At 70.2% G+C, this 20,228-nt stretch carries 12 protein-coding genes and 1 pseudogene; 1 reads left to right on the top strand and 12 read right to left on the bottom strand.

The features are described 5' to 3' along the window. Window position 1 precedes the first annotated feature (1 nt). The 10 genes from AB0H32_RS00205 to AB0H32_RS00160 all read right to left on the bottom strand — a co-directional run bounded on the left by AB0H32_RS00205 (window position 2) and on the right by AB0H32_RS00160 (window position 15,952). The gene (locus AB0H32_RS00205; protein ID WP_361111664.1) at window positions 2–1,258 is read right to left on the bottom strand and encodes an O-antigen ligase domain-containing protein; all 1,257 of its coding nucleotides are present in this window, start codon (window positions 1,256–1,258) and stop codon (window positions 2–4) included. 1 nt (window position 1,259) lies between these two features. Next, window positions 1,260–2,783, bottom strand: a complete 1,524-nt coding sequence (locus AB0H32_RS00200) for a right-handed parallel beta-helix repeat-containing protein (RefSeq protein ID WP_361112212.1) — start codon at window positions 2,781–2,783, stop codon at window positions 1,260–1,262. 20 nt (window positions 2,784–2,803) lie between these two features. Beyond that, window positions 2,804–4,771, bottom strand: coding sequence for an alginate lyase family protein (locus tag AB0H32_RS00195; protein WP_361111661.1), 1,968 nt, complete (start codon window positions 4,769–4,771; stop codon window positions 2,804–2,806). After that, on the bottom strand, window positions 4,768–6,954 hold the full coding sequence (locus tag AB0H32_RS00190) for a bi-domain-containing oxidoreductase (protein WP_361111659.1): 2,187 nt from the start codon (window positions 6,952–6,954) through the stop codon (window positions 4,768–4,770). Before AB0H32_RS00190 ends, AB0H32_RS00195 begins: the two co-directional genes overlap by 4 nt. 28 nt (window positions 6,955–6,982) lie before the next feature. Continuing rightward, window positions 6,983–8,917: an asparagine synthase (glutamine-hydrolyzing) gene (asnB, locus tag AB0H32_RS00185; RefSeq protein ID WP_361111656.1), complete on the bottom strand. Its 1,935-nt coding sequence runs from the start codon at window positions 8,915–8,917 to the stop codon at window positions 6,983–6,985. A 3-nt stretch (window positions 8,918–8,920) separates the two neighbouring features. After that, window positions 8,921–10,441, bottom strand: coding sequence for a Wzz/FepE/Etk N-terminal domain-containing protein (locus AB0H32_RS00180; protein ID WP_361111653.1), 1,521 nt, complete (start codon window positions 10,439–10,441; stop codon window positions 8,921–8,923). Next, complete coding sequence (locus tag AB0H32_RS00175; protein WP_361111650.1) at window positions 10,438–11,835, bottom strand: Wzz/FepE/Etk N-terminal domain-containing protein; 1,398 nt, start codon at window positions 11,833–11,835, stop codon at window positions 10,438–10,440. Before AB0H32_RS00175 ends, AB0H32_RS00180 begins: the two co-directional genes overlap by 4 nt. Continuing rightward, window positions 11,832–13,097, bottom strand: coding sequence for a glycosyltransferase family 4 protein (locus tag AB0H32_RS00170; RefSeq protein ID WP_361111647.1), 1,266 nt, complete (start codon window positions 13,095–13,097; stop codon window positions 11,832–11,834). The genes AB0H32_RS00175 and AB0H32_RS00170 overlap by 4 nt, the downstream gene beginning before the upstream one ends. Continuing rightward, window positions 13,087–14,403: a nucleotide sugar dehydrogenase gene (locus AB0H32_RS00165; protein ID WP_361111644.1), complete on the bottom strand. Its 1,317-nt coding sequence runs from the start codon at window positions 14,401–14,403 to the stop codon at window positions 13,087–13,089. The genes AB0H32_RS00170 and AB0H32_RS00165 overlap by 11 nt, the downstream gene beginning before the upstream one ends. Before the next feature lie 70 nt (window positions 14,404–14,473). Next, complete coding sequence (locus tag AB0H32_RS00160) at window positions 14,474–15,952, bottom strand: sugar transferase (protein ID WP_361111641.1); 1,479 nt, start codon at window positions 15,950–15,952, stop codon at window positions 14,474–14,476. A 566-nt stretch (window positions 15,953–16,518) separates the two neighbouring features. Here AB0H32_RS00160 and AB0H32_RS00155 point away from each other — a divergent pair. After that, complete coding sequence (locus AB0H32_RS00155) at window positions 16,519–16,725, top strand: hypothetical protein (RefSeq protein ID WP_361111638.1); 207 nt, start codon at window positions 16,519–16,521, stop codon at window positions 16,723–16,725. Between the two features lie 482 nt (window positions 16,726–17,207). Here AB0H32_RS00155 and AB0H32_RS00150 read toward each other — a convergent pair whose 3' ends face one another. After that, window positions 17,208–19,265, bottom strand: a complete 2,058-nt coding sequence (locus AB0H32_RS00150; RefSeq protein WP_361111635.1) for a discoidin domain-containing protein — start codon at window positions 19,263–19,265, stop codon at window positions 17,208–17,210. A gap of 139 nt (window positions 19,266–19,404) precedes the next feature. Then, window positions 19,405–19,788, bottom strand: a pseudogene (locus AB0H32_RS00145) (fatty acid desaturase); the annotation flags it as partial. Between the last annotated feature and the right edge of the window lie 440 nt (window positions 19,789–20,228).

Here is a 20,228-nt window from a genome sequence, read left to right as displayed (position 1 = left end):
CTCAGATCACCTCCGATCTACGGGCCCAGCGCGGGACGTGTCGTCGAGGGACGTCGGGCGTCGAGAGGGGAGCGGCTTCGGCGGGTGCCGCCAACAGCGAGGCGGCCAGGGCCAGATGCAGCAGATACGGCGAGGCGTCGCCCAGGCCGGCCTCGGTGTACGACGCGATCGCGCAGTAGCTGATCAGGAAGATCGCGCAGGCCCGCTGAAGCAACGGTGGCCGCAGCAGCGCGACTCCGCCCAGCACGATGATGATCACTGCGACGAGGGTGACACCGATCAGACCCTGCTCGTTGTAGACGGCCAGCCAGCTGTTGTCGATCGGCAGCCCGCCGAACGACTTGTCGCCCAGGCCCACGCCGAACAACTTCTGCGAGGTCGACCGGGGCGCAGCCAGCAGGGCGTCCCAGACCTTGGCCCGGCCGGTGAGACTGGAGAAGTTCTCCTGGCTCTGCCCGCGCAGGAACCATGACTGCAGCGCGGATGCGAACCCCACCGCGGCCACCGCGACGCACAGCACCGTCCAGGTGAAGAACCGGCGGGCGGCGGCGCTGGTGAGGATGAGTGAGCAGATCGCCAACGCCAGCCCGAGGAGCAGGCCGAGCGTGGCCGTCCGGGTATGGGTCAGCGCGAGCAGGACGAGTGACGGCACGATGACCACCGCCGCGCCGGCCCCGTCGGTCCGGCGCCCCAGCAGGAGCAGCACAGTGAGCCCGATGATCACCGCGGCGTACTGCCCGATCTGCGGCGGCGTGAGCGGCCACAACGCGCCGACGAGGCGGCCGCCGTAGAGGTCGGGCAGGGCCGCACCCGGTGAGACGGCCAGGCCGGCCGCCACCGATCCGAGTACCGCGAAGTACGCCCGGATGTGGTACCGGACGAACGTCAGGCTGCCGTCCCACCAGCGGCTGAGCAGCCACAGCGTGCCGACGAAGAGAGTCAGTCGGAAGCAGCGGAACAGCGCGCCGAACCCGGACTCCAGGTTCGCGCTGGAGATCACGCTCGCCACCAGCAGCAGGGTGAGCAGGAACAGGTAGGCGCTGGCCCGGATGCGCAGTCGGAGATTGACCGTGAGCGCCAGCGTGAACGCGCTGACCAGCGCGCCCATGGTGACCATCTGGATGAGGGAGCGGGGCAGCGGGACGATGGTCTTCGCCCCCGCGGAGCCGAGCGTGTTGAGGACCAGCAGCCCCCAGACGATCCCGACGATCCTCGGTGTGCCGGCGCGGGGCGGTTCGGCGCCGTGCTGCGTACCCATCTCAACCACCGGCCTGTGGGTCGAGGGTGCTGCCCGCGTCCTGCTGGTACGGCGCCCCCTGCCACTGCCCGAAGTCGAGCACCTGGTTGGTGTCCTGGGCCACGAATTTCCACGGTCCGATGTAGACGTTGTGGTGCCAGCGGTTGTGCTGCCCGGTGGTGATCGCGCCAGCCACCCGCTCGCCCTTGTACGGCGACCAGTCCGGATAGGTCCCGTAGTTGGCGAGGAGCGCCATTCGGTCGCACTTCTCCGTGCACTTGACCACGGACTTGTCCAGCACGAAGCGGTTGTCGTGGATGTCCACCCGCTGGGTCTTCCACCGGCAGTCGGAGTAGAGCGGCGCCTTGGCGATCGCCGGCTTCGCGCAGCGCTGGGTGCTCCCCACCAGCAGAGTGCAGTCACCGGACGAGGTGTTGGCCGGGCTGTTGCAGAACCGGTCGGCGTTCTCCCACAGGGTGATCCCGGACCAGTTGTTCTCCAGCACGTTCCGGTAGATCTCGATCTTGTCGGTGCGGGCTCGGATCCGTGGTTCGCCGCCGGACTCGGACACGTAGACGGTCGCGAACGGGAAGTTGTCGCCGCTCTTGGCCGCCCTGCGGCCCTCGACCCAGTTGTTCCGCCGGATCGTGTTGTTCCGGATGACCGCGTTGTAGCTGATCTCGTAGATCAGGGCGGCACCGTCGTTGGCCTCGATCACATTGTTCTCGATGCGGAAGTCGTTGTTGTTGGTGTCCGCCCACAACCCGGTTCCGCGGTTGTCGTGCACCCAGTTGCCGCGTACGTCGGCGCCGTTGACGGCCCAGAACTTGATGCCTCCGGTGCAGCCGCAGCCCTTGCGCCGCCGCTCCCAGTCGCCGGTGTTGTTGCCCACGATCTCGTTGCCCTCGACCACCAGGTTGGTGATACGGCCGGTGGCCTTGTAGGCGTTCATGCCGTACTGGCCGTTGTCGCGCAGGCAGTTGGCGCGGACCTGCTGGCCGGCACCGGCCATCAGCCCGGCGCCGGAGTTGTTCTGGATCGTCGCGTGCTCGATCACCCATCCGTCGGCCGAGTCGTGGTTTACCACGCCCTCGTCCGGTGGCGCCATGAAACGCTGCACGGTCAGGTAGCCGATGGTGACGTCGCGGGCGCTGCCGCTGAACGCGTACTGGTTCTTCTTCCCGCCGTCGAGCACCGCGCCCGGCGCACCCAGGTAGCGGTCGCCCTTCTTGGGGATGACCTGGGCGTAGCGGTCCGGGTCGAGCCTGTGCTTGCCCGGTCGCAGCCAGAACGTGGTGTTCGGGGGGTTGCTCTTGGTCTTCGCTGCCAGGTCGCCGACCTTCGCGGGGTCGACCGTCACCGCGCCCGCCGGCGCCTGTGCCGGCCCGGCCGCGGGGTTGGCGCACACCCGGGCCACGGGTCGGGCCGCGGACGCGGACGCGGACGTGGATGGCGCGGCCTTCGGCTCCGCCCCGGCACTCGACGTACAGCCGGTCGCCAGCAGGGCCAGCGCCAGCGGTGCCGCCGCCGACGTCCAGTGCCGCATCTTGCTCCTCACGCGCCCCCCTAGCCGCGGAACCCGAGCACGGTGGTGAAGCCCTCCGTGCCGTCGGTGAAACCGGTGCCGACCAGCGTTGTGGTGGGTTCCTTGCGCCCGAAGCCCGCGGAGTACCAGCCCAGCGGCGGGTCGGTCTCGCCGCGATGCGCCTGCCAGGACAGCTGCTCGGGCAGGTCGAGCACCGCGGAACGTCCCTCGCCGTTCCGGATCCAGGTGAGCACTGCCCGGTTCCCCACCAGGTCCGCGGCGATCGCCGGGCCGAGGTGGAACGCCAGGCGCACGGCCCGGCGCGGGCCGCGCACCTCGTCGACCACCCGCAACTCCTGGCTCTCGGCCGTCAGTTCCACCCGGCGGCGGTGCACGGAGTCCTGGTAGCCGTCGTGCTCGGCGCACCAGCGGGACACGCCCTCGTCGGATGTGTCGACGGTCAGGACGCGGCTGCGGGCCTGCCTGGTCCACAAGAACGGGCCGCCGGAGACGGACTGGTCACTGCCGTCCAGTTGCAGGGTGTTGTGGCCGAGGGTCGAGCGGAAGTACTGCCGCCACTCGGGCTGCCCGTGGTAGCAGTACGTCCCCGGGTCGGCGAGCACGTCGACCCCGTCGTGCCGGACCTCCACGGACAGCGCGTCCGCGTGGGCGTGCGCGGCGATGGACAGGAAGCCGTGCGGACCGCCGTCGCAGCGGCACCAGATCTCTCCCGTCCCTCCCGGACCGCGCAGGATGGTGAGCCCCGCGTCGGCGAAGTGGGCAGGTCGGCTCGCCGGGCGGGTCACGGCCGGTGAGGTTCCGTTCTTCGCGTACGGCCGGATGAGCGCGGCCAGCAGCGGGGTGCGCACATCGGTGCCGGTCACTGACGGCCACCAGGCGAGCCTGCCGAACACGGCGTCCCCGGTGGCAAGGAGCGAGGCCCAACGGTCGGTGCCCGCGCCGTCGACGACAAGACCGTGCCCGTCGTCGGCGTCGCCCTGGCGCGGCGGCCGCAGCCGGTTGTCCACGACGGCCGCGAGCGCGTCGGTCATCCGCAGCAGTACCAGGCGGACGGTCGCGGGGACCGGCACGCCCGCGGCGTCGGCCTCGGCCACCGCGGCCAGACCGAGCTCCAGCACCAGGCCGTGGTACTCGGAGGCCAGCTCACGGTTGAGTCCCGAGCCGAAGGTGTTGCCGCGCAGATGCCGCCCCAGCGACTTCATTGCGTCGGCCCGCCAACGCGGCGAAGAGGGGAACCAGTCGAACGCGCAGGCAGCTGCGAACTGCCCGGCGGTCTCGGCGATGACGTGGTTGTTCGCCGAAGACCCCCGGCTGGGGAAGGCGGCCAGCCAGCGCTGGTGGTGCCAGATCTGGTTCACCGCCACCGGGTTGCCCTCGAACAGTTCGGTCGTGCCCGGCCAGCCGTCGAGCAGCCGGCGGATCCACACCCAGGACAGCAGCCGGATGCCCAGCTCGATGCCGCTGATCCAGTGCACGCCGCGCAGCGGTGGGTTGGCCGCCCACCACGACCGCAGGTGCGCGGCCACGCGCTCGGCGTACCGTTCGTCTCCGGTGATCGCGTAGGCGGCGGCGAGCACGGTGAGGTACTGGTGCCGGGACAGCTCCCAGATCTGCTTGATGTCCCCGACCGCGTCCTCGTTCCGGTACGGCACGTCGAAGGCATAGCCCCAGGGAGCCCGGCGCCCGGTCTTCGGGTCGCACCACCAGTCCGGGTCGTCCAGGTCGTCGCGGACCACCCCGAAGAACTCGGCGTGCCCGTACATCAGCCGGTCCGCCTCGGCGATGAGGCGTTTCGCGGCGTCTGGAGGTACTGCGGCGATCGTCCCGGCGGGCAGCACCGCGGTGAACCGGGCGCCGGTCACCGGTGGGCAGTCCGGCCTCGCCGACCGCCACCGCCGTCTGCGCACCGCGTCGCCCACCCGGCCCGCGACCTCCTGGGGTCCCATCCGGGAAAGGCGTCGCAGGTACCAGCCCGCGCTCATGGTCATCGCGCCCGCTCCAACGTCACCGGCGCGCCGCCGGCCAGTCCGGTCTGCACGGCGAGGGTGGCCGCCGTGGTGGCGACCAGCGACTCCAGCGGCACCGGCATCGGGCCGCCGGTCCGCACGGCCTTGATGAACGCGGCCAGTTCGGCGTTCTGGCCCTTGTCCCGGGCCTTGGGCAGCCGCGAGCTGACCCATTTCTTGCGGCCGTACACCGAGGCACGGACGAAGTCGTCGAGCCGCAGCACCTTGCCGTCCGCGACGAGGTCCAGCGTCTCCTTGGGGAAGGCGGCCGCACCGGTGGTGACGTAGCTGATGGTGGCGGTGGACCCGTCCGGGTAGCGCAGCACGACCTGCAGGTCCTCGTTGCCGGACGGGGCGACCGCGTACACCGAGACCGGATCGGCGTCGAGCAGCCAGCTCGCCGTGTCGATGAAGTGTCCGCCCTCGCCGGCGAACCGCGAGCCCTCGGTGCCCTGTTGGAGGTACCAGCTGCCGTGCTGCAGCCGGCCCGCGTTGACCAGGTAGCGCAGGCTCGCCGGACCGGTCCGGGCGCCGAACCGGTCCCTGGCCTCCTGCAGCAGCGGCGCGAACCGGCGGTTGAAGCCCACCTGCAGCCGGTCGTTGCCGGACTCCTCCACCGCCGCGAGCACACCGGCCAGTGCGTCCTCGGTGAGGGCCAGCGGCTTCTCCACGAACACCGTCTTGCCGGCCAGCAGTGCCTTCCGGGTCAGTTCGGCGTGCGAGCTGTGCCGGGTGACCACGAACACCGCGTCGATGGACTTGTCGCCGAGGACGGCGTCGAGATCGGTGGTCGCCCCGGCGAAGCCGAACTTCCGCTGCGCGTTGGCTGCGGACAGCGCCGTCGTGGTGACGACGGTCGACAACTCGACGCCTTCGCGCTGTGCCAGGTGCGGCAGCAGCATCGACGTCGCGTAGTTCCCGGCGCCGACGAACGCAAGCCGAACCGGTGCCTTGGCGGACCGGGCCGGGGTGGCCGCCGCGCCGCTGCGTCGCACCTCGGGCACGGTGACCGCCGGGGCCTCCACCTCCCCTTCCGCCACCTGGTCGGCGTACCGGAACAGCACGGCCACGGCCTTCAACTCGCCGTCCTTCAGGCGCTGGTACGTCTTGACGGCGTCGTCGAAGTCGGCGATGTGGGAGACCAGGGGCTCCACGTCGACGCTGCCGCGGGCGAGGAGACCGAGGAAGCACGCCAGGTTGCGGCGCTCGGTCCAGCGCACGTAGCCGATGGGGTAGTCGCGCCCGTCCAGCTCGTACTCCGGGTCGTAGCGCCCGGGGCCGTACGAGCGCGAGAACCGGACGTCGAGCTCCTTCTCGTAGTACGCGTTCCACGGGAGGTCCAGGCGGCACTTGCCGATGTCGACGACGCGGCCGCGGTCCCGGCAGAGCCGGGCGGCCAGCTCGACGGGCTGGTTGGTGCCGCCGCCGGCGGCCAGGTACACCTGGTCCACGCCGTGCCCGTCGGTGAGTTCGGCGACGGCGGTCTCCACAGCCGCGGACGCGGGGTCGCCGCAGGCCTCGGCGCCCAGGCGCTCGGCGAGTTCGCAGCGTGACGGGTCGGGGTCGGCCCCGACGACGCGGACTCCGGAGGTGGCGAGGAGCTGGACGACCAGCTGCCCGATCAGCCCGAGGCCGATGACCAGCGCCACCTCGCCGAGTTGCGGCTCGCCCTGGCGGACGCCCTGCATCGCGATCGACCCGACGGTGCCGAAGGCCGCGTGCTGCGGCGCGAGGCCATCCGGCACCCGGGCGTAGAGGTTCTTCGGTACCCAGTTCAGTTCGGCGTGCAGCGCGTGTTCGTTGCCGGCGCAGGCCACGAGGTCGCCGACCGCGACGTCGTCGATCCCGGCGCCGACCTGCTCGACCACCCCGCACAGCGAGTAGCCCAGCGGCGTGTACGAGTCCAGCTTGCCCATCACCTTGCGGTAGGTGGCGGGCACCCCGTTGGTGGCCACGCTCTGCATGACCTTGGCCACCTGGTCCGGCCGGGAGCGGGCCTTGCCCAGCATCGACATGCCGGCCTCGGACACCTTCATCATCTCGGTCCCGGTGGAAATCAGCGAGTATGCGGTGCGGACCAGCACACCCCCCGGCTTGCACCCCGGTACCGGCACGTCGAGCACCGCCAGCTCGCCGCTCTTGTAGTTCTGCACAACCTGTTTCACCCGAAGTCCCCTATTTCTAAGCCGTCTTCTACGCCGCCGAGCGAGCGCCCTGGCCGGACCCGGAGGTCGCGTCGCGGTACCAGTACTCGAGGGTCAGCACATGCCACAGATGCTTGGAGAAGTCCCGCTGCCCGGCGGCGTCCTCGGCGACCATGCGCGCGAGCGCGTCGCGGCGCAGCAGCCCGGAGTTGACGAGCACGCCGTCGTTGACCACCTCGCGCACCAGCGGTGCCAGATCCCGGCTCATCCAGGCCCGCAGCGGGGCGCTGAACAGGCCCTTGGGCCGGTAGACGATCTCCCGGTGCAGGATCGAGGTGGCCGCCTCCTTGAGGACGGCCTTGCCCTGCCGTCCGGCGATCTTCCGGTCGCCGGGCACGGCGAACGCCGCCTTGACCACCTCGACGTCCACGTACGGCACCCGTACCTCGGTCGACGCGGCCATGCTGGAGCGGTCCGTGTACGTGAGGTTCAGGCCCGGCAGGAACATCCGGGCGTCGCCCAGGCACATGCGGTTGACGAAGTCGTCGAGGTCGTTGTCCTGGTAGACGTCCGCGTGCTCGGTCAGTACGTCGTCGACCGCCGGGGCCAGGTCCGGATCGAGCAGGGCGAGCAGCTCGTCCTGGTCGTACATGGTGTAGCTGCGCCGGAACGCGGTCTCTTCCGGCAGGTCGGCGAAGGAGAGGAACCGCTTCGCGAAGCGGACGGACCGGTACCCCCGGCGGCTCGTTGCGACCGGCAGCCGGTCAACGGCCGCGGACAGGCCGCGCCGCAGGGGCCGCGGGATGCGCTGGTAGCGCAGCGCGAGCAGGTTGGCCAGGTGCTTGCGGTACCCGGCGAACAGCTCGTCGGCGCCCATCCCCGAGAGCATCACCTTGACCCCGGCCTCCCGGGCGGCCGAGCAGATCAGGAACGTGTTGATCGCGGCGGGATCGCCGATCGGCTCGTCCAGGTGGTACGTCATCTCCGGCAGCAGGTCGAGCACGTTCGGGGCGATCTCGATCTCGTGCAGGTCGACACCGAACCGCTCGGCCACCTGTCGGGCATAGCGCAGGTCGTCCGGCATCGCCTCGAACTTGGCGTCCTCGGCGCGGAATCCAATCGTGTAGGCGGAGATCCCGGGCTGGTGGCGGGCCGCTAGGGCGGTCAGGTAGCTGGAGTCGAGGCCGCCGGAGAGGAAGGTCGCCACGGGTACGTCGGAGAGCAGGTGCTGCCGGGTCGACTCCTCGACGATGGCGGCCAGGTCCGGCTGCTCACCGCTGCGGGCCCGCTCCCGTCCCTCGGTGGCGACGTCCTTCAGGTTCCAGTACCGGCCGCGCTCCACCCGGCCGTCGGGCCGGATCCGCAGCCAGCTCCCCGGCGGCAGCTTCTCCGCCTCGCGGAACGCGCACCGTGAGTCCGGCACCCAGTAATAGAGGAGCGAAGCCACCAGCGCCGCATGGTCCACCTCCAGCGACCCGACAGTGGCGGCGGCGAGCGCCTTGAGTTCGGAGGCGAACGCCAGGCCCTCACCGCGCCGGAGCAGGAACAGCGGCTTGATGCCTAACTGGTCGCGGGCCAGCACCAGTTCACCGGTGCGCTCGTCGAAGATCCCGAACGCGAACATGCCGCGCAGCCGGGCCAGACAGTCCGTGCCCCAGCGCCGCCAGGCCTCAAGGAGCACCTCGGTGTCGGAGGTACCGCGGAAGCGCACCCCCGCGGCTGCCAGCTCGGCACGCAGCTCGGGCGCGTTGTACAGCTCGCCGTTGTACGTCAGGGCGAGGCCGTCCGAGACCATCGGCTGGGCGCCGGTCTCGGACAGGTCGATGATCGCCAGCCGGCGGTGCCCGAGCTGCACCTCGCCGTCACCGACGGGGTGGCCGTAGCGGCCCGCCCCGTCCGGGCCGCGGTGGGCGAGGGTGTCGGTGAGCCGGTCGGTCACGGCCTTCCCGTCCGGCCATCGGTAAGTACCTGCGATGCCACACATGTGCTACCGCGCCTCCTGGTCGTTGTCCGGGACCCCTGCGGCCCACACCGGCAACCGCTCCGTCCGCCGCTGGTCCGTCCCGTTGTGCCGGGCAGGCCGCTCGCTGCGGCCGCGCAGCGCGGTCTGGAGCCCGTCCCACAGGGTGCCGTCGGTCCGGTCACGCGGATCGGGGTCGATCAGCACCACACCGATCACGGGAATGCGCTGGTCCGCGAGCTGTCGCGCCACGGTGTGCAGCCATGCGGCGCTGCCGCGCCCGGCACGCACGACGAGCACCGTCTGGGTGCCGAGATACCCGAGGTCGGTCCACGCCGTGCCGGGCGCCACCGAGCCGACGCCGATCCGGCGCTCGTCAGGCGACACGGTCGCGGCACGCTCGCCGCCGACCACGGTCGGGTCTCCTGGCTTCGGGCGGTGCTTGGCGAGCTGCGGACCGGGCAGACCGTCGATGACGACCACCGGCCCCTCCGCCGCCAGTGCCCGGGCGAGGCCCAGGGCGATCACGCTCGTTCTTCGCGCACAGCCCAGTTCCAGCAGCGACAGCGGTTCCGCGGAGCCGCGCACGGTGCGGGCCAGCGTCGCGGTGAGCCGTTCGCGTTTCACCCGGGTCCGTCGGCGCTGCCACGGCCTGCCCGACCGGAGGGGCAGCTCCGCGATGACCGAGGCACCGAGGTTCGCCGCGATGTCCCGGCGCAGCACGGGGCGGTCTGCCACCACCACACCGACCGCGGCCAGCGCGAGCCCGAGGAAGAGCCCGAGGACGAGCCCGACCACGGCGTTGGTGACGACGGCCTTGGGCAGGGAGTGCCGCACCGCGTGCGCGGCGTCCACGATCTGCGTGCCGGCGATGAGCTGGGGCGTGCCGATGCGCGCCTCCTCGGCGCGCTGGGCGAAATCGGCGATCCGCGACGTGAGTTCGGCCCGGCGGGCGAAGAGCGACTCGGTGCTCGCCGACGCCTTCGGGTCGCTGTCCGGCGATCGGCCGCCGATCTCCTTGTTGACCTGGGCGAGCTCGGCCTCCATGCGGTCACGCTGGGTGATCAGGCCCTTGGCCTCGGCGTCCGCAATGTCCCGTACCCGCTTCGCATGGTCCGCGACGAACGCATCGGCCAGTGCCTTGGCCCGGGCCACCGCTTCCGCGTCGGTGGCACCGGTCACATCGATCTGGAGCACGTTGTTGGACAGCCCGGTGCCCCGGTAGTCCTGCATGAAGTCTTCCGGTTTTTCCGGGGACTTGAGGGATCGCAGGGCCTGGTCGGCGATCCGCGTGGTCCCCAGCAGCTGGACGTCGGTGCGGATCAGCGTTCCGGTGTCGTTCGGCTGGTCCTCCTGGTGCGCGACCAGCACCTTCGTCACCGCGGCCGGCGCCGGCGGCAGCAGGACCGCCACCGCCGCGCCGATCAGCAGCCCGAGCAGCGCCATGGCGGACCAGAGACGGCGGCGTCTGCGGACCGCGACCACCAGCGCCTGCAGGTCGATGAGCGGAGTGGCGGCCGACGACTCCGCAGTCGTGCTTGTCGTCACGCTGAACCTCCCGTCGCGTGGCCGCGAACCGCGAACGTCAAAGTGGCCTCGTCCGAAGGAAGGTCCGGAGTCCGCCCGTCCGAAGGAAGGTCGGCAGTCCGCGTCGGACCGGTGCGGACCGTGTCGGCGACGACGATGCCGACGACGTCATGCCTGCCGTCCGCACACGCTTCGGCGATGCCGGCGAGCTCCTCCGCGGTCCAGCTGCCCGGGCTGAGGACGACCAGGGCACCGGACTCCGTTCCGCGGTCCGGCACGATCGGCCGGTCCACCGAGACCTTCACCACTCGCAGCAGCGGATCGCTCTTGGCCTCGACGACGAGCTGCCCGGCGGCCCGGCGGGCGACCTCGTCGCCTTCCGGTACGACAACCAGCAGCCGCCGAGGGGCCGGCAGCCGGTCCCGGAGGCGAGCGCACACCCGGCGGTAGCGGATCCGCCTGTCGGCCTCGTCGCCGGACCTCTGCGGGGCCGGTGTGTCCCACCGGGTGTCGACGCCGAGAAGTCGGCGGATCCGGGCCCGTGAGCCACCGCTTTCCGGCTGGTGCGCGCGCCGTTCACCAGGCACGTCGACGGTACCGAGGAGCGCCGAGCCGAGCGCCGCCGCGATCTCCGGTCCGGTGCGCAGCCGGCGGCTCACCCGCGCGGCGGCGAGATGGCCGACGACCGCGAGCAGGAAGAACAGCAGCGCCCCGCCGACGATGAGCTGCATCCTCGTCGGGGCTGCCGCGCCGGTCGGCCGGGGCGCCGGCCCCATGACGACCATGCTGGCCTTGTTGGTGGCCGGGTCGGCCTCCTCCAGCTTCTTCATGGCGTCCTGCAGCGAGGTGCGCAGCTTCTCGAGCTCGGTGCGGGCCTGCACACTCTCCACGGTCTGCCCGGGATCGGCTGCATTGGCCAGGTCGGTGATGCGGCGGTTGGTCTCCGCGACCTTCTTCCGCAGCGCCTCGGTCCCCGTGGCCACTGCGGGGTCGGCACTGCCGCCCGCGATCCGCGCGGCGAAGGTGACGAACTGCTGGGCCACCTGGTCGGAGAGCCGCTGCGCGCGCTCCGGGGTGTCGGCCGTGCCCGAGATCTTGATGATGTTCCCGTCGGCGGCCTTGGCGCTCACCTGATCCTGGAGCTCGACGCCGCTGACGCCCTTCCAGCCGAGCGTGTCGGCCGCGCGGTCGACCACCGCCGAACTGGTCGCGATGTCCACCTGGGTCAGCAGTTCGCGCTCCTCCCACAGCCCCGGCAGCAGTACCGATGCCGACGCCGTGTACCGCGGCGGAAACACCAGCACCGAGGTGCCGTAGCCGACGAGCGCACCCACCACGGCGAGTACGGCGAGAAGCCGCCACCGCCGACGGAGAATCCGCCCGATGATGACCAGGCGGATCGTGTCATCGTTCAATGGAGCGGCCTCTTCCCCGCACGGACCGGCCCACCCGCCGACACCGGAGCATGCTCCCGGCAGGCAGCGGCGTAGGCGGCGAGCAGTTGCGCTTGCGAGTTCTGCCAGGAAAGCGGCCCGCCGATCCGCTCCTGGCCGATCTTGCCCATCCGGGCCCGCTTGTCCGGATCGTCGAGGAGCAGCGCGATGAGCCCCGCGAATTCGGCCTCGTCGTTGGCGGGCGCGTAGACGGCGGCGTCACCGGCGGAGACGCGCGCCTCCCGGAGGTCGAACGAGACGATCGGCCGGCCCATCGCCATGTACTCCAGGACCTTGTTCATGGTCGACACGTCGTTGAGCGGATTGCGCGGGTCGGGGGAAAGGCACACGTCCGCAGTGGACAGGTAGCGCACCAGGTCGGCGTCCGGAATGCGCCCGGTGAACTGCACCTGCTCGGAGAGACCGAGCCGCCCGGACAGCTCCACCATCGCGTCGAACGCGTCGCCGGAGCCGACGAACACCGCATGCCAGTCGGTCCGCCCGAGCTCGTCGCGCAGCTTCGCCAGGGCCCGCAAGGCGTAGTCGACGCCGTCCTGAGGTCCCATGACACCGAGGTAGCACAGCAGATGAGGCTTGCCACGCTTCAACTCCGGCTCCGACGGCACCGGTTGGAATCGGTCGATCTGGGGTGCACTGCGCACCACGAAGACGTCCTCCGGCCGCTTCCCGCCACGGCGCAGCGCGACGTCCCGGTAGCTCTCGTTCGTGGCGAGCACGATGTCCGCGGCCCGGTAGGTCCGCCGTTCCAGCGCGCACACGGCGCGGTAGAGCAGGTCCTCGCCCCGGTCGAACCGGGAGAGGTACAGCTCGGGTACCAGGTCGTGCTGGTCGAAGACGAACCGCGCACCGCGCCGCTTCAGCCACAGTGCCGGCAGGAACAGCAGGTCGGGCGGGTTGCAGGCGTGGACCACGTCGACCGGGCCGGCCTTGCGGGCCAGCCGGAGCGTGTGCCACAACGCCGATCCGTATTCGCGCAGGTAGCCGGCCGGCCCGCCGGTGGCCGCGCGCAATGGGTAGCGGTGGATCCGCACCCCGTCGATCACCGCCTCCGCCTCCGTGTCCCGCTTCTCCCCCCGCGGACAGATGACGTGCACTTCCCAGCCCGCGTCGCGCAGCGTCGTGCACTCCTGCCACACCCGCCGGTCGAACGGCACCGACAGGTTCTCCACCAGGATCAGCGCGCGACGGGCCCGCCCGTCGCCGCTCGTTGCGTTACCAAGCAAGGCCCATGTACCCCGGTTCGGCCCGGCGCGCCTCGGCGTCGGGAAGGCGGATGAGGTCGACGATCACCGGTCCGTCCTCATGGGGCAGCGACGACACCACGGCCGGATCCCTGGTCCCGACCAGGCACACCTCGGCGTGCTCGAGCACCTCGTCGACGGAGTCCGCGAGCAGCTGCGCGAGATGCGGCAGCCGGCTCTCGATGTACTCGCGGTTCGCGCCGAGCAGCCTGGAGAGGCTCACATTGGCGTCGTAGATCTTGATGTCGTACCCCTTGCCGAAGAGCCTCTCCGCCAGCTCGACGAGCGGGCTCTCGCGGAGGTCGTCGGTGCCGGGTTTGAAGGACAGCCCGAACAGGCCCACCCGGCGCTTGCCGGTGCGCTCGACCAGGTCCACCGCACGCTGCAGATGGTCGGAGTTGGAGGGCAGCACGTGGGAGAGGATGGGCACCGAGACGTCGGCCCGCTGCGCCGCGTGGACCAGGCTGCGCAGGTCCTTGGGCAGGCAGGAGCCGCCGAAGGCGAAGCCGGGCCGCAGGTAGGCGGGGCTGATGTTCAGCTTGCGGTCGGCCAGGAACACGTCCATCACCTGGTGCGAGTCCACCCCGAGCGCCTGGCACACCGCGCCCAGCTCGTTCGCGAAGCCGATCTTGAGGCCGTGGAACGCGTTGTCCGCATATTTGATCGCCTCGGCCGTCGGCACCGGCACCCGGAACACCTCGCCGGGCAAGCCGTCGTACAGCGCCATCACCGCATCGCCGCTTGCCGGGTCGAGCTCGCCGATGACGGTCTTCGGCGGGTCGAAGAAGTCCCGCACGCTCGTGCCCTCGCGCAGGAACTCCGGGTTGACCGCGACCCCGATGTCCACCCCGGCCGTGCCGCCGACGTACTTCTCCAGGATCGGTACCAGCAGGTTCAGGCAGGTGCCCGGGAGCATGGTGCTGCGGAACACGACGGTGTGCCGCCCACCCCTCTCGGCCAGCGCGGCGCCGATCTGCTCGGTGACCCGCTCCAAGTACGTGGTGCACAGGCTGCCGTTGGGCTCCGACGGCGTGCCCACGCAGACCAGCGACACCTCGCTGCCCATGATCGCCTCGCGGACGTCGCCGGTGGCGCGTAACGCTCCGGTCCGCACGACTTCGGCGATGAGCTCGCCGATCCGCTCCTCGACCACCGGGGCCTTGCCGTCGTTGACCAGGTCGACCTTCACCTGGTTGACGTCCACCCCGATGACCTCGTGCCCCATGCTGGCCAGGCATGCGGCCGACACGCAGCCTACGTAGCCGAGCCCGAAAACGCTGACCCTCATGACTCGTTTCTCCCCCCAGGCAGGCCCTTGTGGCCTGCGGTCCGCGCGTCGGCCGGACGACCCCCGCGCATCAGTAGGCCCCCTGCCCGTGGAGCACCGCACGCAGCGTCTTCCACAAGATCACTGTGTCCAGGGCGAGCGACCAGTCCTCCACGTACCGCAGGTCGAGCCGGACCGCCTCCTCCCACGGCAGGTCGCTGCGTCCGCTGATCTGCCACAGGCCGGTGAGCCCGGGTTTGACCAGCAGTCGCCGCCGGATGTCCGGGTCGTACAAAGCGGACTCCTCCGGTAAAGGAGGCCGCGGACCGACGAGCGACATCGATCCGGTGAGCACGTTGATGAGCTGCGGGAGCTCGTCGAGCGAGTACCGGCGCAGCATTGCTCCCACGCGGGTCACGCGCGGATCCCGGCGGAGCTTGAACAGCAGGCCTGCGCCCTCGTTGTGGTCGGCCAGCTCCGCACGTGCCCCGTGGGCCCCGGTGACCATGGTGCGGAACTTGACAATGGTGAACTCGCGACCGTCCTTGCCGACCCTGCGCTGGCGGTAGAACGCCCCGCCCCGACTGTCCACCAGCACGAGCAGCCCGACGAGCGCCATCAGCGGCGAGAACAGCACCAGCAGGACCGCCGCGCCCACCCGGTCGACGACCTCTTTGATCGCCCGGCGGCCCCCGGTGAAGGTCGGCATGCTGACCCGCAGCAGCGGGATCCCGAGCACCGCGTCGACGTGCAGCCGCGGGCCGGCCACCTCCATCAGCACGGGGGCCACGACCATCTCGGCATCGCTGCCTTCGAGGTTCCACGCCAGCCGCTGCAGCCGGTCCGGTGACCAGTGCGGGTCCGGCGTGACCGCGACGACACGGTAGCCGTCGTGGCGGACGTGCTTGGCGACGTCCGTCAGTCGGCCGACGACCGGCACTCCGTCCAGTTGGTCACCGTCGAGCCCGCGACCGTCCGTCGTGCACACCGCCTCCACCCGCCAGCCGAGGTGCGGGAACTTGCGGGTTCGGGTGATCAGGTCGCGCACGGTGGCCAGGCTCCCGGCAGCGAGCACCGGTCTCAGGCACCGTCCTTCCTTCCGCTGTTTGTGCAGCCAGAGGCGCAGCAGATACCGCGCGGTCATGGTGATGAGCGCGATCGCGGGGATCGCGACGAAGATCCAGAGCTTGATGTTGCGCGAGGTGAGGGCGATCCCGCCGAGCGCCAGTACGACGGTCGCCGTGAACAGTGAGCGTCCGAGCCGGCGGAATTCCTCGGCGCCCTGGCCGAGCACGGCCGGAGCCCACGACCGGCTCACCGCAAGCGCCCCCAGCACCAGCAGTTCGGTGCCGAATGCGAGAATTCCCCACTTCTCGTGCCAGTTGGCCGCGTCCCGAGCCCCGAAGAAGTTGCCGATGGCCGCCACCACGAAGGCGGTGGCCACGGTATCGGTGGTGATCACGGTACGGCGGTATCGCTGCTCCCAATCGATCGTGGGCTGGCTGATCGCCCCGTTCGCCAGACGCCCGCGCTCCGACGGAAACGGGCTGACTAATCCCCCTTGCCGCACAGAACCCCCCAGGTCCCCAGTGGCTCGACGTGTTCGCCCAACACTGTTCCTCCCCTCGGGAGGCCCCCCCTCCCGCACTGTTCCTCCCGTCGGGAGGCCCCCGCCCCCCGCGCCGCGCTGTTCCTCCCCGTGGGCGGCCCCCGCCCCCCACGCACGACATCCCGGCTATTTCAGAGCTGCTTGGGCAACCCACCCTGGCGGCAGCAGACTCGCAGGTCCTGCAAGACCCTTGAGGTGCGCGGGAACCCGTCGAAACCTCGGGTGCTCCCCGCACCCAAAGCCCCCTCTCGGGCTCCCGGAATTGATCACCCCCACGCCTGGCGCCGAGGACGCGACTGCTGGCTTTCCGTAGCCGGACCTATAGATCATTAATGGTCGCCTCGTGTCCGAACAGCTGAAGCACGGTCAATCTAGACCATCGAGGCCAGTATGAAGAGGGGGAAGTATGTAATTTGTGCTCAAGCTGTGAGACTGGATCCACGGACCGGTGACCGCCTGCGGGTGCCTTGACGCCACCGCGCGCTCCAGTAGCTCGTTCGCCCCCCGGGCGCGGCTTCGACGCGGTAGTGTTCGACGAGCTGCAACAGGCCTTCTACGGCGCCCGGTTCGGCAGTAACTTCGCGCTGTTCGTGTACTACGGCGTGCCGCTGTGGGTGCCCGAGGTGGGCGGGGTGATCGACCCGGACAACGAGACGCACGACTTGATCGTGTCGGTGTTCGGCGGCGCTCATCGACTCGCACAGCCTGGCTGGAAGGCCGAAAAAAGAGCCTGAACCGGGGGTTTACCCCGCAGGAATCAGTTGCGCATTTTCCCTGCGGGAGCTTCGAAATCAGCGCGACGTTCCGCACTCGGCTTCGCGGCGCACCAAGGCTGTTGTCCACGAACGGCCCCAGCGGATCGCCCCATCCCTTCGCAGCAGCCCTCGTACCCGTCCGAGTCGACCGAGGTGTCGGCGTCTACTCCTGCGCCGGGAAGCCGATGCGCGGTGGAGGCCGGACCCGGAAGGATCAATGCCGAACGCTCGTGGCTGGATTGCCAGGACAGCGTCTGATCGTGCGCTCCGCGCAGCGCACCGCCCGTTGGCTGTCCCGACCGCCAGGCAGGCCGGTGACGCCTCCGCCTCTGGACGTGATGGTGCGTCTGTCCACCGGAGCCCGGCGGTGCCGCCGGCGCGTGGGCAGCGGCAGCGCCGGGCCGAGTCGTGTTCGGGACCGGTTGTGGGCGGGCTCCCGCTTCGGGCCGGCGGAACCGGTGTCAGGTGCTGTGGACACCGACCTCGTGCAGCGAGTATCCCCACCCGGTGCCACGCTCCGTGCCCATGATGCGGACGTAGCGCGCCGGTGTGCCGGTGAAACAGGCAGTGTCAAGGCCGCCATCGCCCGTGGTGGTCGACCAGACCGTCTGCCAGTTCGTGCCGTCCGTCGAGAGCTGGATGCTGTACGACTTCCCGTACGCGCGCTCCCAGTCGAGCGTGACCCGTCCGACCCGGTGAGTGGAGCCCAGGTCGATCCACAGCCACTGGTCGTCGCTCCAGTCGCTGGCCCAGCGTGTGTCCCGTGCGCTGTCGACGGCGCGGCTCGGCGCGTAGCTGGTGAACGGGTTCCACTCCGTCGAACTGGCCTTGGCCGACGCTCCGTTGGCGAGGTTCACTTCCGCCTGGTGCTGCTCGGTCGCTCCCCAGGTGTCGAGGTAGGACTCGGCACCCCGGAAGAGGTCGTTCACCACGCCCTGGCCTCCTACGAGCCTGATGTCCTCGATCCAGTCCGGGACGAGGCCGTAGTGCGCGGCTCCGTCGGTATTCAGGTCCCAGGTGCGCTCGCCGGTAGTCTGCCGGTCGATGAGGGAGCCTCCGTCGACGCTGCGGAATGGGTAGGTGACTTTGTTGGGCGCGTCAGCTCCCCGGGGACCCGGCCAGCCGCCGACACCGTTCATGTCCGTGCCGTAGCCGTAGCCGACGCCGTATTTGTCCCGCAGCGCCTTGGTGCGGTTCGCCTCGGCCACGAATCCCTCGGAGCCGTGCATGTACTGGGCGATGAAGCCGCCGAGGCCGTAGACCCGGTTGGTCCAGTTCAGGTCCATCCAGCTGTGCGAGGAGATCACACCGGGGTAGGACTCGGACTCGAGGATGTCGAGCGCGCGGCCGACGGCCTTGACGCTCATGTGGTCGATCTCCAGCATCATCTTGCGTTTCATCATGCCGCGTACGGCGTACTCACCGAGGTCGGTGAGCCCACGGGAGTTGCACTGCGCGTCCGAGGCGTAGGAGGGGACACTCACGCCCGCCGGGAGTTTCGCCTCGGCCCCGGGCGCCGCGGCCGAGCCGATGGGGTTGTCGTGCTGCGGCCCCGTGCACTTCTCCGTCTTCCAGAAGGTGCCGGTCGACAGGAACTGGCCGACGTTGATGGCCGTTCCGAGCCCGCCCGAGTCGAAGCGGACTCCGCACAGCGCGTTGTCGAACTTGTGGCACAGGAACATGCTGCGCACGCCCAGTGCGTACAGCTCGTCCAGTCCGGCGTCGATGTCCTTCCTGTCGCACTGCGGGATGTCCAGGATCTGCTTGCAGCCGAAGGGCTCGGAGGTCTCCACTCCCAGGATGACCGCCAGCTTGCCCTGCTTGATGACCTCGCGGGCCTGCGCGCTGTCGGTGACGATCCGGAACCAGCCCCTGCCCGTGCCGCCGTACATCTTGTCGACGTACGCCTGCAGGTCGTACGTCAGCTTCGCCTGCAACCGGATGGACGTCATCTCGTCGCAGCTGCGGTCCTTGAAGAAGTACACCGAGCAGATCACGCCGTTGGTGACGAGGTCGTTGACCAGCACCCGCTGGCCGCCGCGCCAGGCGCGTTCCACCCACGCGTAGTAGTTCTGCTGGTGGGTCAGCGAGTCGTGGGCGGGCCAGTCCTTGAACGTGGGCCAGCCGACCGGGTCGTGTCTGCCGTCACCGCCCTTGGTGATGAAGTCGAAGACGGCCAGCGAGCCGTCCGGGTAGTGCTCGGGACAGTCCTTGAGCGCGTCGGCGATCCCGGCCTCGGAGAACGTCTTGCCGCAGATGAGGCGCCCGCCGAAGGCCTCGTTGGCGAACAGGTGGTCGTGGGCGTCGACGAACCCGCGTACCTCGCCCTTGGTGTTGGTGCCCGTGAACGGCTCGCCGGTGACGTTGATCTGGGAGTCCGGCGCCGGTCGTGCGCTCGGGACCCACCAGTCGTTTCCGGCCGCCGAACTCGGGGTGGGGCCGAGCACGACGGCCCATACGAGGAGGAGCAGCGATACTACGGTGACGTCTTTGCGTCGGCGGTACGGGAGTCTGGTCATGGCCACGGCCCACGTCCCTCGGTCGGCGTGATGCGCGGTAGACCGGAAAGGAGGTCAGGACCCGGAGGCGCCCGCGCATAGATTTGTCATGTCCTATGCAAACTGTGCGCCATGAGGATCGCCAGTGCCGCCTTCCGAGTCAATACTCGGGCCCCGGATGATGGCTGCAGGTGCTACGCCGCGGAAGACACCTGGCATCGACACCCGATCGCCCCACGGGTGTCGGCTGAGTGGTGACATGCCCGGACGGACGCGGATTCTCCTCGCCGGTCGGCGGTTCCTGCCGCCTCAGCCTCTTGCCTGAGCCTGCTGCCGGCCGATGGGGGGACCCACTCCGGCCCCGGCGTAGATGGACCGTGGGCAGGCTCGGGAACAGGTGGTGTTCGGTCTGGTGGTCGAGCCCGCCCGGCATCACGTCGCTGAACCAGCCGCCGCGCACGTAGCGCGACGTCAGGACCTGGCGTCGCAGGAAGTCCAGCTGCTGATCATCGGTGATCGTCGGCATGCCCTTGCGGTTCGCCGACGCACTGCCGAAGCGCCGGCACGAAGCGATCGCAGCGGGCCGTGCGGACGACGACGTGGCCGCGGCCGTCCTCACCGCCCGCCAGGTACGACGGTGAGGGCCCACGCACACGATGGTGAGGACCCACGCACACGACGGTGAGGACCCACGCACACGAGGACAGTGACGGGTTGCTCTGGAGACCGGGGCGTGCGCGATGGAGACCGGCAGCGCGGCCCCGACGCGGTCGCACCTTGGCGCGCTCGGGCGCCCCACCTCCGCCATGGCATCGTCACCCGCGTCCGCTTCATGGCGGAACAAACCCCGACGAGATCACGGCGGAGATCCGTCGTTTCCTGAGCTGTGAGCTGTGAGCTGTGAGCTGTGAGCTGTGAGCTGTGAGCTGTGAGCTGTGAGCTGTGAGCTGTGAGCTGTGAGCTGTGAGCTGTGAGCTGTGAGCT

It is taken from the genome of Streptomyces sp. NPDC020362 (assembly GCF_040642095.1).
In the GTDB taxonomy this organism is placed as follows: Bacteria; Actinomycetota; Actinomycetes; order Streptomycetales; family Streptomycetaceae; genus Streptomyces.
Note: the sequence above shows the minus strand (reverse complement) of the source record. Positions and strands in the feature narration are given on the sequence as shown.

What these genes read in the sequence shown, in the direction of transcription:
- AB0H32_RS00205 (WP_361111664.1), bottom strand. Translation starts at nt 1,258, where the DNA reads ATGGGTACGCAGCACGGCGCCGAACCGCCCCGCGCCGGCACACCGAGG.
- AB0H32_RS00200 (WP_361112212.1), bottom strand. Translation starts at nt 2,783, where the DNA reads ATGCGGCACTGGACGTCGGCGGCGGCACCGCTGGCGCTGGCCCTGCTG.
- AB0H32_RS00195 (WP_361111661.1), bottom strand. Translation starts at nt 4,771, where the DNA reads ATGACCATGAGCGCGGGCTGGTACCTGCGACGCCTTTCCCGGATGGGA.
- asnB (WP_361111656.1), bottom strand. Translation starts at nt 8,917, where the DNA reads ATGTGTGGCATCGCAGGTACTTACCGATGGCCGGACGGGAAGGCCGTG.
- AB0H32_RS00165 (WP_361111644.1), bottom strand. Translation starts at nt 14,403, where the DNA reads ATGAGGGTCAGCGTTTTCGGGCTCGGCTACGTAGGCTGCGTGTCGGCC.
- AB0H32_RS00150 (WP_361111635.1), bottom strand. Translation starts at nt 19,265, where the DNA reads ATGACCAGACTCCCGTACCGCCGACGCAAAGACGTCACCGTAGTATCG.